Source organism: Bradyrhizobium manausense, from assembly GCF_018130615.1.
Lineage (GTDB): Bacteria > Pseudomonadota > Alphaproteobacteria > Rhizobiales > Xanthobacteraceae > Bradyrhizobium > Bradyrhizobium manausense_A.
Map to the genome: position 1 here is coordinate 24,705 of NZ_JAFCKB010000009.1, position 13,323 is coordinate 38,027.

Annotated in this window: 9 protein-coding genes; 6 read left to right on the top strand and 3 right to left on the bottom strand. The window is 64.7% G+C overall.

Translation table 11 applies throughout. The annotated features are described in order from the left end of the window. Window positions 1-3 precede the first annotated feature (3 nt). The 3 genes from JQ587_RS18530 to JQ587_RS18540 all read right to left on the bottom strand — a co-directional run bounded on the left by JQ587_RS18530 (window position 4) and on the right by JQ587_RS18540 (window position 4,569). On the bottom strand, window positions 4-2,403 hold the full coding sequence (locus tag JQ587_RS18530) for a bifunctional diguanylate cyclase/phosphodiesterase (protein WP_212426200.1): 2,400 nt from the start codon (window positions 2,401-2,403) through the stop codon (window positions 4-6). 104 nt (window positions 2,404-2,507) lie between these two features. After that, a complete protein-coding gene (locus JQ587_RS18535; RefSeq protein WP_212426201.1) occupies window positions 2,508-3,923 on the bottom strand; it encodes an MFS transporter in 1,416 nt (471 codons plus the stop codon). A gap of 139 nt (window positions 3,924-4,062) precedes the next feature. After that, window positions 4,063-4,569 carry a YciE/YciF ferroxidase family protein gene (locus tag JQ587_RS18540; RefSeq protein WP_212301157.1) on the bottom strand — a complete coding sequence of 169 codons (507 nt, stop codon included), beginning with the start codon at window positions 4,567-4,569 and terminating at the stop codon, window positions 4,063-4,065. 426 nt (window positions 4,570-4,995) lie between these two features. Between JQ587_RS18540 and JQ587_RS18545 the strand changes: the two genes are divergently transcribed. The 6 genes from JQ587_RS18545 (at window position 4,996) to gudD (ending at window position 13,301) form a co-directional block, all read left to right on the top strand. Continuing rightward, window positions 4,996-6,078: a lysylphosphatidylglycerol synthase transmembrane domain-containing protein gene (locus JQ587_RS18545; protein ID WP_212301158.1), complete on the top strand. Its 1,083-nt coding sequence runs from the start codon at window positions 4,996-4,998 to the stop codon at window positions 6,076-6,078. 111 nt (window positions 6,079-6,189) lie between these two features. Continuing rightward, window positions 6,190-8,142, top strand: coding sequence for an SGNH/GDSL hydrolase family protein (locus JQ587_RS18550; RefSeq protein WP_212301159.1), 1,953 nt, complete (start codon window positions 6,190-6,192; stop codon window positions 8,140-8,142). A gap of 322 nt (window positions 8,143-8,464) precedes the next feature. Next, complete coding sequence (locus tag JQ587_RS18555) at window positions 8,465-9,817, top strand: MFS transporter (protein WP_212426202.1); 1,353 nt, start codon at window positions 8,465-8,467, stop codon at window positions 9,815-9,817. Between the two features lie 121 nt (window positions 9,818-9,938). Next, a complete protein-coding gene (locus JQ587_RS18560) occupies window positions 9,939-10,844 on the top strand; it encodes a LysR family transcriptional regulator (protein WP_212426203.1) in 906 nt (301 codons plus the stop codon). A 127-nt stretch (window positions 10,845-10,971) separates the two neighbouring features. Next, on the top strand, window positions 10,972-11,916 hold the full coding sequence (kdgD, locus tag JQ587_RS18565) for a 5-dehydro-4-deoxyglucarate dehydratase (protein ID WP_212426204.1): 945 nt from the start codon (window positions 10,972-10,974) through the stop codon (window positions 11,914-11,916). 26 nt (window positions 11,917-11,942) lie between these two features. Beyond that, on the top strand, window positions 11,943-13,301 hold the full coding sequence (gene gudD, locus JQ587_RS18570) for a glucarate dehydratase (RefSeq protein ID WP_212426205.1): 1,359 nt from the start codon (window positions 11,943-11,945) through the stop codon (window positions 13,299-13,301). The last annotated feature ends 22 nt before the right edge of the window (window positions 13,302-13,323 follow it).

The following is a 13,323-nucleotide window of genomic DNA, read 5'->3' on the forward strand; positions in this document are numbered from 1 at the left end:
CGATCAGGCCGAAGCGCGCAGCCGCGGCCGGTCAAGCATCATCGCGACATCGGAGGCCGGCCGCGGCTGGCTGAACAGATAGCCCTGCGCCTGCGTGCAGCCCTCGCGCCTTAGCAACTCGAGCTGCGCGTCGTTCTCGACGCCCTCCGCCGTGGTGACGATGCCGAGGCTGCGGCCAAGACCGGTCACGGCGCGGATGATCGCCACCGAATCCTCGCGCGTGGCGAGCTCGGACACGAAGGAACGGTCGATCTTGATCTTGTCGAACGGGAAGCTGCGCAGATAGCTCAGCGACGAATAGCCTGTGCCGAAATCGTCGAGCGAGATCCGCACGCCCATCGCGCGCAGGTCGTGCAGCGTGGTTAGCGTCGCCTCGCTGTTCTGCAGCAGCACGGATTCGGTGATCTCGAGCTCGAGGCGGCGCGCCGCGAGGCCCGATTTCTCCAGCGCCTCGGTCACGGATGCGATCAGGTTTGGATTCTTGAACTGTACCGGCGAGAGGTTGACGGCGACGCCGATATCGTTCGGCCACGTCGCGGCATCCATGCAAGCGCTCTGCAGCACGAGCTCGCCAAGCTGGACGATGAGTCCGGTCTCCTCGGCAAGCGGAATAAAGTTGAGGGGCGCGATCAGGCCGCGCTGCGGGTGATTCCAGCGCAGCAGCGCCTCGAAGGCGACGACGCGATCGCTGACGACGTCGCGGATCGGTTGATAGTACGGCTGAAACTCATTGCGCTGGAGTGCCGCCCGCAGATCCATTTCCAAGAGGCGCCGCGCCTGCGCGCGCGCATCCATGCCGGTCTCGAAGAAACGATAGGTGCCGCGACCATCGGCCTTGGCGCGGTACAGCGCCAGGTCGGCGTTCTTCAACAGCTCGTCGGGATTGCTGCCATCCTGCGGCGACAGCGAGATGCCGATCGAGACGCCGATCACGATCTGATGGTCGTCGATCTCGTAAGGCGCGGAGATCACCTCGACGAGACGGCCGGCGAGCGCCCGCGCGGCAGCCTCCTCCGAGCGGCCGATCTGGACCACGGCGAACTCGTCGCCGCCGAGGCGGGCCACGGTGTCGTGCTCGCCGACAGTGGTCTTCAGCCTGCGGCCGACTTCCTTCAGCAGCGCATCGCCGATGGGATGACCGAGCGAGTCGTTGATGTCCTTGAAATGGTCAAGGTCGAGACAGAGCACCGCGAGCTGGTCGTTCGCCCCTGCACGGCGCAATCCCTGTTCCAGCTGCTCGTGAAACAGCACGCGGTTCGGCAAATTTGTCAGCGCGTCATGGCGCGCCATGTGCGAGATCTTGGCCTGCGCCTCCAGCCACTCGGTGATGTCCTCGAAGGTCGCGACCCAGCCGCCGCCGTCCATCGGTTGATTGACGACGCGGATCGAACGGTCGAACCTGGTCACGACGTCGGTCGTGGTGCGGCCTTCGCGGGCGTCGGCCACGAGACGCGCGAAGAATTCGTCCGCATCGCCCTTCCACTGGCCCCTGGCCTGCTCCTCCCTGAGCACGTCGACCAGCAGGCGGCCGTTGAGCGGCATGTCGGTGCGACGGAGCATGGCCGCATAGCGTTCGTTGAACAGGATGATTTTTCCCTCTGCATCGAACATGCACAGCCCCTGCGACATGTTCTCCAGCGCGGTGTCCAGCACGATCTGCTGACGCCCCAGTTCACCCTTGGCGCGGCGGTCGAGCAGCGCCGCGACCAGCGCGATTGCGATGATCGCCGCCGCGGCGCTGGCGGTGAGAAAGGACATCGAGGCTGGTGGGATCGACAGCCCGCTGATTGCGAGCGAAGGATCGGGAGTCAACTCCAGTGCGCCCATCGCAGTGAAATGGTGTGAGACGATGGCGACCGTCAGCAGGATCGTCGCGGCAAGGGCATTGGACAGACTATCGCCTCGTCCTGCGACGAACAGGGCGCAAGATCCAAAGACGATTCCAAGCAAGATCGATACCGCCACGGTTGCAGTGGTCCAACCGACATGGGCCGGAATCTCGAACGCCATCATGCCAGTGTAATGCATCGCAGCCACACCGCCGCCAACAACAGCCCCACCAAGCGCGACCAGAGCTCCGCGCCTCGTCGAAACCGAAATGCTGAGACCGATGAAGGTGACCGCGATCGCAAAGATCAGCGACAGGATCGTTACCGGGATATTGTAGGCGCCACCAGCCCCCGGCCCGTAGGCCTGCATCGCAATGAAATGGGTTGCCCAGATGCCGGAGCCGGCCACGATGGCATCCAGCGTGATCCACACCAGGCGGGCACCGCCGAGCGCTGCTCGCGCGCGGTGAAACAGGCTGATTGCCGCAGCGCTCGCCAGCAGGCATACGGCGCCGCCGAGTGCGACCAGGCGCCAGTCATGCTGCTCCGTGAGACAAAACAGAACTTGATACATCGCCGGCCCCTCTTCCAATCGCACTAGAGCCGGCAGAGATGGACAGTCGGTAACTGGCTATGCGCTGGCTCCCGGAATGGTGAACAGAGAATGTGTGCAGCTGCTCACATTGCACGCGTTGTCGCTCTCGCACCTAGGCCGATCACGGCAGCCGCGATCAGCAGGACGGCTGCCGATATGATGAGTGCCTGGTGAAGGCCGGTCATGAAGGTACGGTCGGAAGCGATCAGCGAGCCGAACAGCGCGACGCCAAGGACACTGCCCGTCTGCCGCGTTGCATTGAGGACACCCGCAGCGACCCCTGAGCGCGCCTTCTCGACACTGCCAAGCAAGGTCGAGGTCAGCGGCGGCACCAGCAGGCCAAGTCCGCCACTGATGGCGATCATCTGGGCAAAGATGGCCCAATAGCTGGTCCCGGCCTCGATCCGGACCAAGCCGAGACAGCCGAACGCCGAGATACAAGCGCCGGCCGCAATGGTCGGGCACGGTCCGATACGCTCGGCAAGTCGCGGGGCCAGCAGATTGACCGGCAATACCGCCCCCATCATCGGCACGAAGGCAAGCCCGGTCCACCACGCCGATAATCCGTTGATCCGCTGGAAGTAGAGGCTCAGCACAAAGATCAGGCCGTAGATCGCGATATTGACGAGAAGGCCGACGATCGTGGTCAAGGTAAACAGCCGGTGGCTAAACAGAGATAGCGGCAGCATCGGCTGCGCCGTGCGGCTCTCGCGCCAGACGAACAGCGCCGCGAGGACGGCCGAGGCCGCAAATGCCGCGATCACCGCTGGATGGTTCCATCCGACCGCGCCGGCTTCGATGATCGCGCCGGCGAGCAACCCCAGCGCGCCGATCGCGGCAAGCTGGCCGGGCAGATCGATCTCTCGCGAGCGTGCTCGTGTGGTCTCGCTGGCATGGCGCCAACTCAACCAAAGGCCGGCGAGGCCGATCGGAAGGTTGACCAGGAAGATCGCGCGCCAGCCCACCAGCGTGATCAACGCACCGCCGACAAAGGGACCGGCGGTCAGCGCCAGGCTCGCGCCTGCGGCCCAGACGGCGACGGCGCGGCCACGCGCGCGATCGTCGGCATAAGCGTGGTTCAGCAGCGCCAGGGAATTCGGCACCAGGATCGCCGCCGCGAGCCCCTGCACCAGCCGCGCGCCGATCAGCACGGTAGCATTGGGAGACAGCGCACAGGCCAGCGAAGCCGCCGTGAAGATCGCAAATCCCGCCATGAAGATGCGCTTGGCGCCGATACGGTCGCCGAGCGCCCCGGCCGTCAGGATGAAGGCGGCGAAGGCGATGGTGTATGCGCTCACCACCCATTGCAGCTCGGCAACGCCACCACCGAGAGTCCGGCCCATGGTGTCGAGCGCGGTGTTGACGATGGTGACGTCGAGCTGCACCACGCCGTAGCCGAGGCTCATCGCGGTCAGCGTCAGCGAGGTTGCGAGGCGCGATCCGATGCGTGAGGAACCGTTCGCCTCGAAGGTTTCGTATCTGATGGTATTGGCGCGCATGTTGCCACCTCGATTGCAGCCGCACACGACATATACGCCGTCGGCCCACCTCATGCTTCGACAATGGCCGAATGATGGATATCCGATATGAGAGCGCCGCGCGGGATGGCCGCGCGGCGCTCCTTGATATCAGCCTGACCTAGCTCGCCGCTCGCAAGTTCACCTTGCTCTCGGCAAGCGTCGTCAGCTTCTTGTCCGTCGCTTTCTCTTCCTCAAGCGTCTTGGCGAGCACGGCGGCGCAGTCGCTGCGGCCGAGCTGCTTGGCCCAGGCAATCAGGCTACCGTAGCGGACGATCTCGTAATGCTCGGCGGCCTGCGCCGCGTTGATCAGCGCCGCATCGAGCACCGCCTTGTCCGCGACCTCGCCTGCAGTTTCCTCGGCCTCCTCGATGATGCCGTCGATCGCCGGGCAGTCGACCGCCTTCACCTTGGCGCCGTGCATCTTGAAAACCTCCTCGAGCCGCGCGACGTGCTGCTTGGTTTCTTCAAGGTGCGTCAAAAAGCCCTGCTTCAGCTGCGGATCGGTCGCCTTATCTGCCATTTTCGGCAGCGCCTTGGTCAGCTGCTGCTCTGCGTAATAGATGTCCTGTAGCTGATGCACAAACAGGTCGTTCATAGTCTTGATGTCTTTCGTGAACAGTCCCATCGTTCCGGTCCTCGGAGGTTTCGGGAACACAGCAGTACCGGCTTGTACGAAAAGCCTGTCGTTTCGCCGTGTTCGATTGCTGATGGGGCGCTAACCTGCGCGCAGCACCGTCGTTCCAAAAAAGCCTCATGTGGTTTGCGCCGGAACAAGGCTTGCCGCGCCAAGATTTGAGACCATGTCAATCTTGGGACGCGCGATCCGGGCTGAACCCTCGACTCACATGCTTAACGCGCGTGTCATGTGAACCACGTATGACAAAACGGCCGGTCCGGCCCAGAACCTGTTCTTGTCAAGGGCTGCACAAGTCGCTGTTTTTGCCTTAATGATCTAGAAGATGCCTAGCGATCGACGCCTATTTTTGACAACGATCGCACCCGACCGGCCCATGGCCCGATCGGGTTGGTCTTGCCCCCGCCGGGAGGATGAATGCACGGACTGCTGCCCGCGCTAAAACGCGGCTTCAAGAGATGGATCGGCTGGCGACGGCTGGGTGTTGCTGCGAGTGTGATGATCATCGCCTTCGCGGTTACCACGCTGCTGCGAACCCTCAAGGGCATCGATACCGGCGTCATTCTGACCGCGTTAACCGAGATTCCCCGCGGGCATATCGGGCTTGCCGCGGTTTGCGTGTTCTTCGCGTTCTGTACACTGACCTTCTACGATTTTTTTGCACTGCGAACGATCGGCAAGAAGCACGTGCCCTATCGCATCGCGGCGCTCTCGAGCTTCACATCCTATTCGATCGGCCACAACATCGGCGCCACGGTCTTCACCGGGGGAGCGATTCGCTTCCGGATCTACTCGGATTATGGGCTGAACGCGATCGACGTCGCCAAGATCTGCTTCCTCTCCGGGCTCACTTTCTGGCTCGGTAACATCTTCGTGCTGTCGATCGGCATGGCGATCCATCCGGATGCGGCCTCCTATATGGACCAGCTGCCGTCGTCGATTAACCGGTTGATCGCATTCGGCGGCCTCGCCTCCATTGCCGCCTATCTGGTCTGGCTCAGCATGGGAGAGAAGCGCCGCGAGCTCGGCCAGAAGGGCTGGAAGGTGGTGCTGCCGTCGGCGCCGCTGACGCTGGTGCAGATCCTGATCGGAGTGGTCGATCTCGGCTTCTGCGCCTTCGCGATGTACCTGCTGATACCAGCCGATCCGCCGATGGATTTCCTGTCGCTTGCGGTGGTGTTCATCCTGGCGACCCTATTGGGTTTCGCCAGCCACGCCCCCGGCTCGATTGGCGTGTTCGACGCCGCCATGCTGGTCGCGCTGCCAGAATTCGGCCGCGAGCAGCTGCTGGCGACCCTGCTCGTCTTTCGCATCCTCTATTTCGTGATCCCGTTCGGCCTCGCCATCTCCATCATGGGGACCCGCGAGCTCTGGATGAACGTGGTCCGTCCGTGGCAGGAGCGGCGGCGGCTGGCGGAAGCCTGCGCGCAGGCCAACCTGCCCAGGCAGGTGACTGCGATTGAGCACGAGCGGTCACTGCGCCAAGCCAACAAACGTTGAGGCCGGCCAGCGACCACGCCTGCAGCCCGCAAAAGCGGCAAACGAAGGTTGCAGGCAATGGCGCGATGCCCTCTTATTTCCGCCTCAACTTTGCCGTTGAAGACGCGGGCCATGATCGCCGTTTCCCTTCACCGATTTCTCGCGGGCGCCCTGCTGCTGGCCGGGCTCCTCACCGTCTTGCCGCTTCAGCCCGCCGCCGCGCAGGATGCCGGCGCGATGCAAATCAACTGGGAAGTCCGCAACCGCTTTCGCCTGTTCCGCGAGGAGCGCGACTTCCAGCTGCATGTCGAGAATGCGCGTAACCGCAGCATCCTCGCCGCCGAGCAGTCGCTGGAGCTCCAGAGCGAGGGCCGCGGCTGGGCCCGCAACATGGTCAACCGGCTCTGTATCGACCTCCAGGGCCGGGTCAACCAGCCCTGCACGCGCGACAACGTCAAAGAGAACTACATCACCCCGATCGACCACCCCATCACCGTGCGCCTGACCGGCGCAGTGCCGGTCGGCGCCACCTGCGCATGGTCGTTCGACGACGGCGACGGACCGCAGACCTCGACCTTCGACTGCGCCGAGCCCATCAATCTGCGGGTCCGCTACGGCAAGCAGACGGTAGCGAGCGTCGACGTCTCCTCCGGCTCCGATCCGGGCCAGCGCGTTCAAACCGAGATCCAGGTCCGCGACATCTTCGTCGCCGGCCTTGGCGATAGCATCGCCTCCGGCGAAGGCAATCCGGACAGACCGCTGGCGCTATCGGACGAGGGCTTTTGCTTCCGCTCCTATCTCGGCACCTCCGGCGGACAGTATTACCGGCCGAGCCGCGCCGGCTTCAAGGGTGGCCGCGCCTGCGAGGCGCCGGATACGCTCGCCAACTGGCAGCGTTACGGCGCGCTCTGGTTCAATTCACCCTGCCACCGTTCACTCTACAGCTACCAGGCTCGCACCGCACTCGCGCTCGCGGTGCGCTACACCCATATCGCCGTCACCTATCTGCCGCTCGCCTGCACCGGCGCCAGCATCAGCGACGGGTTGCTCGGTTCGCAGCGCGCCCGCGAATGCCCGCCCGGCAAATCCGGCGTCTGCAACACCAGCGTGAACGCACAGGTCGCCGAGCTGCGCGAAGCGGTCGCCGCGGCAAAGAAGCGCCAGCCGGACCGCAACCTCGATCTCGTGCTGCTCTCGATCGGGGCCAACGACGTCTACTTCTCCGGCCTCGTCGCCGACGTCATCGTCGAAACCGCGACCGAACGCGCACTGTTCCGGCGCTCCGGCGTGATGGCGAGCGTCGACGAATCCCGCGATGCGCTCCAGCGCGAGCTGCCGCAGAATTTCGTCAAGCTGCGCGAGGCGCTGAAGCCGCTGGTCGGCGGCGACCTCTCGCACGTGGTCTACGTCTCCTACGCCAATCCGGCGCTGGCCGACGGCGGCGTGCCCTGCCGCGGCGGCCGCGCCGGCTTCGACGTCCATCCCGCCTTCAACGCCGATCCGCAGCGCCTCGCCCGCGTCTCGACCTTCGTCGACACCGAGTTCCTGCCGCAGCTGAAAGGGCTCGCGACCTGCACGCACGGCGCGCTGTGCCGCGATCCCGAGGCTGACCGCATGACCTTCGTCGACACGCATCAGGCGGCTTTCGCCGATCACGGCTTCTGCGCTCATTCCGGCAATGATCCGGAATTCGATCGCACCTGCTTTGCCGAGAACGGCCAGAGCTTCAATCCCGATATCGTGAGCGGGGCGAGCCAACCGATGCTGTGCGGCCGCGGCGCCTCGGAATATCGCGCGTACCTGCCGCGCGCACGCTGGATCCGCGATGCCAATGACAGCTATTTCGCGGCGATGACCTATCCGCAAGGCCTGCCGGCGGCGAGCCAGCCGACCGACATCCACGACGCGACCTGGGGCGTGCTCTCGGCCGTCTATGGCGGCGCCGTGCATCCGAGCGCCGAAGGCCACGCCGCGATGGCGGATGCGACGCTGCCCGCCGCGAGCGCAGTGCTCGGCCTCGATGCGGTGCCGCCGGGCGTTACCCGCGGACTCCTGGCGCCGCTCCTGCCGGGCGTGCGGCAGTAGTGAGGACGCGGCTTCCACACGGTCGGTGTCATCGCCCGACTTGATCGGGCGATCCGGTACGCCGTGACGGCAGTGATTGAATCGCGAGGCCGCGGCGTGCTGGATTCCCCGCCTTCGCGGGGAATGACAGCGGAGTGCGCGGCATAACCTCGCGCATCAACAATGCTCGCATTTTCTCGTCACCTCACAATCCGTTCCAACGACCTGCCGTTCCATCAATTCAAAAACGGCATCAATCGATACTGCCTTGAACTTGGACACTTTCCCGCGTGCGCCTCTAGGAGTCGCCTTGAGGAAACATTCGAGTTCTAAGGAGGCGCCCATGAGCGCAGTGGTGTCCGCAACGGACGCGAGGAGGTCTCGCGTCAGGCTGTTCATCGTGACCATGCTGTTCCTGGTCACCACCGTCAATTATGCCGATCGCGCCACGCTGTCGATCGCCGGCCCCGCGCTCTCCAAGGAACTCCATCTCGACCCCGTCGCAATGGGCTGGATCTTCTCGGCCTTCGGCTGGTCCTATGTCGTGGCCCAGGTGCCGGGCGGCTGGCTGCTCGACCGTTACGGCTCGCGCCTCGTCTATGCGTTCAGCATCATCGTCTGGTCGCTGTTCACGGTGATGCAGGGCTGGGTCGGCTTCTTCAGCGCCGGCGCCGCGGTTACCGTGCTGTTCGCGCTCCGCCTGCTGGTCGGCGTCGCGGAGGCACCGTCCTTCCCCGCCAACGCTCGCATCGTCGCGGCCTGGTTTCCCGGCAATGAGCGCGGCACGGCATCGGCCTTCTTCAATTCGGGACAGTATTTCGCCACGGTGATCTTCGCGCCCCTGATGGGCTGGATCGCCCATGATTACGGCTGGCGCTACGTGTTCTTCGTGATGGGCGGGCTCGGAATCATCATGGGCCTCGTCTGGATCAAGACCGTCTACGGGCCGAAGGAGCACCCCTCGATCAACGAGGCCGAGTTCGACTACATCAAGGACGGCGGCGCGCTGGTCGATCTCGACGCGCCCAAGAACGATCTGAAGGACGAACGCGCGCCGGATTCGGGCCCGAAGTGGGACCACATCCGCCAGTTGCTCTCCAACCGCATGATGCTCGGCGTCTATCTCGGCCAGTACTGCATCAACACGCTGACCTATTTCTTCCTGACCTGGTTCCCGGTGTACCTGGTCAAGGAACGAGGCCTCTCGATCCTGCAAGCCGGCTTCGTCGCGACGCTGCCAGCGCTCTGCGGCTTCATCGGTGGTGTGCTGGGCGGCGTCATTTCCGATGCCATCCTGCGCAAGACCGGCTCGCTCACCATGGCGCGCAAAATCCCGATCGTCGGCGGCATGCTGCTGTCGATGTCGATCATCGCCTGCAACTATGTCGATGGCCAGGCGCTGGTGGTCGGCTTCATGGCGCTCGCCTTCTTCGGCAAGGGCATCGGCGCGCTCGGCTGGGCGGTCGTCTCCGACACCTCGCCCAAGGAAGCCGGCGGCGTCTCCGGCGGCCTGTTCAATTCCTTCGGTAACCTTTCCTCGATCACCACGCCGATCGTGATCGGCTACATCGTGGCCGCGACGGGCTCCTTCAACGGCGCGTTGGTGTTCGTCGGCATCAACGCATTGGTGGCGGCGTTCGCCTATCTGGTGGTGGTCGGCAAGATCGAGCGCGTGGCGCTCAAACGTTCCTCCTGAGGGCTCCTGTCGGAGCTGACCAGGCAACTCAACGGCGGCTTCACGGCCGCCGTCTTTGTTTTGGGAGAGATCGATGCTAGAAGTGCCGGGGAAACGCCTTATCCATCTAAGGCATGTATCGATGTTCGACCTCAACCAGCTCCGCTGTTTCGTCACGGTGGCGGAGGAACTGCATTTCGGCCGCGCCGCCGCGCGACTGAACATGACTCAGCCGCCGCTATCCCGGCAGATCCAGGTGCTCGAGCACATCATCGACGCGCCGTTGCTGGAGCGCACCAGCCGCTCTGTGCGCCTGACCCCGGCCGGGCGCAGCTTCCTCCCCGAGGCCCGGCGCATCCTCAAGCTCGCGGAGAGCGCCTCGCAAGTGGCCCGCCGCATCGCGCTTGGCAAGACCGGCTCGCTGAAGATCGGCTTTACGGCTGCGGCGGCCTACGGCTTCCTGCCCGAGCTGGTCGCGGCCTGCCGCGCCAAGTTGCCGGAGGTCGACTTCTCGCTAAAAGAAATGGTCTCCGGCGACCAGTTCGAGGCGCTGACCTCGGGCCAGATCGATGCCGGCCTGCTGCGGCCGCCGATCGCACGGCCGGAGCTGACCAGCCGCCGCGTCGTCGCCGAGCCCCTGCTCGCCGCGATCCCGAAAAAGCATCCGCTCGCGAATGCCGACAGCATCACAATCAAGGACTTCGACGACCAGCCCTTCGTGATGTATTCGCCCTACGAGAGCCGCTACTTCCATGACCTCCTGGTGGCATTGTTCACCCGCGCCGACATCCTGCCGCGCTATGTCCAGCACCTCAGCCAGATCCACTCGATTCTTGCGATGGTCCGCGCGGGCCTTGGCCTCGCCATCGTGCCGGCTGCGGCTGCCGGCCTGAAAATCTCCGACGTCCGCCTGCGTCCCCTGAAGCTGCGCACGCGGGTTCCCGTCGAACTCTTCATGGTGTGGCGCCGGGACGACGAGAATCCGTTGCTGTCCGCCCTGGTGAAAATCGCCAGCGAATTGTCCTCGGCCGAGGTGATCGAAGATTGATGCTCAATCCGCATCGGTCGATATAGGCTTTGGCTTGGACGCGCATCGAACGGTTGCCTAAACAACGGCGCATGGACGCGCGACCGCGTTGCGTCCCCGACAAACACGAGAGCAGGGAGCAGCGCCCATGAGCAAGATGACCCCGCAGGAAATGGCCCAGAAGATTGGATCCGGCCTCCTGTCCTTCCCCGTTACGCCGTTCAAGGCGGATTACTCCTTCGACGAGGCGACCTACCGCGCCAACATGGATTGGCTGTGCGGCTATGACGTCGCCGGCCTGTTCGCCGCCGGTGGCACCGGCGAGTTCTTCTCGCTGACCCCGACCGAGGTTCCGAAGGTGGTCAAGGCTGCCGTCGACGAGACCAAGGGCCGCGTGCCCGTGCTCGCCGGCACCGGCTATGGCACCGCAATCGCCCGCGAGATCGCAATCGGCGCAGAAAAGGCGGGCGCGGACGGCCTACTGCTGCTGCCGCCCTACCTCACCCATTCCGAGCAGGAAGGCCTTGCCGCCCACGTCGAGGCCGTCTGCGCCGCCGTGAAGATCGGCGTCATCGTTTACAACCGCGACAACGCCATCCTCCAGCCCGACACGCTCGCCCGCCTCGCCGAGCGCTGCCCGAACCTCGTCGGCTACAAGGACGGCATCGGTGACATCGAGCTGATGACCCGCGTCTACACCAAGCTCGGCGACCGCCTCACCTATGTCGGCGGCCTGCCGACCGCCGAGACCTTTGCACTGCCCTATCTCGACATGGGCGTGACGACCTACTCTTCGGCCGTGTTCAACTTCGTCCCGGAATTCGCCACCAATTTCTACGCCGCCGTGCGCAAGCGCGACCATGCGACGATCCACGCCGGCCTGAAGGATTTCATCCTGCCGCTGATTGCGATCCGCAACCGCAAGAAGGGCTATGCGGTCTCGATCATCAAGGCCGGCATGAAGGTGATCGGCCGCGATTCCGGACCGGTCCGCCCGCCGCTGACCGATCTCACCGAGCAGGAGATTGCGGAACTGACCGCGCTGGTGAAGAATCTGCCCGCCGCAGGATCGACACAACAGGCGGCAGAATAAAGCAAGACAACAGGGAGGAGCATGCGATGGCCCAGGCTGATATCTCCGGCGCGCCAGTCGCTGGCGCACCGGTCGTCACGGCGATGCAGGTGATCCCGGTCGCGGGCCGCGACAGCATGCTCCTCAATTTGAGCGGCGCGCACGCGCCGTTCTTCACCCGCAACATCGTCATCCTCACCGACAATGCCGGTCACACCGGCGTCGGCGAGGTGCCGGGCGGGCAAAAGATTTGGCAGACGTTGCAGGACGCCCGCGACCTCGTGATCGGCAAAACGGTCGGCGCGATGAACAACATCCTCGCGGACGTTCGCACCACCTTCGCCGACCGCGACGCCGGCGGCCGCGGCAAGCAGACCTTCGACCTGCGCGTGATGATCCACGCGGTCACCGCAATCGAATCCGCCCTGCTCGACCTGCTCGGCCAGCATCTCAATCTGCCGGTCGCGGCGCTGCTCGGCGAAGGCCAGCAGCGCAAGAGCGTCGAGACGCTTGGCTATCTCTTCTTCGTCGGCGATCGTCGCAAATCGAAGCTCGACTATGTCAGCGGCGAGACCGGCAAGCCGGACTGGTTCAACCTCCGCCATCAGGAAGCGATGACGCCGGAGACGGTGGTGCGGCTCGCGGAAGCCACCCACGATCATTACGGCTTCGCCGACTTCAAGCTCAAGGGCGGCGTGCTCCGCGGCGAGCAGGAGATCGAGGCCGTCACCGCGATCGCCAAGCGCTTTCCGAGCGCGCGCGTCACACTCGACCCGAACGGCGCCTGGTCGCTCGACGAGGCCATCAGCCTCTGCAAGGACATGCACGGCATCCTCGCCTATGCCGAGGACCCCTGCGGCGCCGAGGCTGGCTTCTCCGGCCGCGAGATCATGGCCGAGTTCCGCCGAGCCACGGGCCTGCCGACCGCAACCAACATGATCGCCACCGACTGGCGGCAGCTCTCCCATGCGCTGCGCCTCGGTGCGGTCGACATTCCGCTGGCCGATCCCCATTTCTGGACCCTGCAAGGCTCGGTGCGTGTGGCCCAGACCTGCCGTGACAACGGACTGACCTGGGGCTCGCACTCCAACAACCACTTTGACATTTCGCTCGCGATGTTCACCCATGTCGGCGCCGCGGCCCCCGGCAAGGTCACCGCGATCGACACCCACTGGATCTGGCAGGACGGCCAGGCGCTCACCAGGGAGCCGCTCCAGATCAAGGGCGGCAAGATCGCGGTCCCGGATCGTCCGGGCCTCGGCATCGAGATCGACCGTGCGGCCATCGAGGCCGCGCATGAGCTGTACAAGAAGCATGGACTTGGCGCCCGCGATGACGCTACAGCCATGCAGGACCTGATCCCCGGCTGGACCTTCGACGACAAGCGTCCTTGCCTCGTGCGTTGAGAACACTTCCCCTGGAGGAATG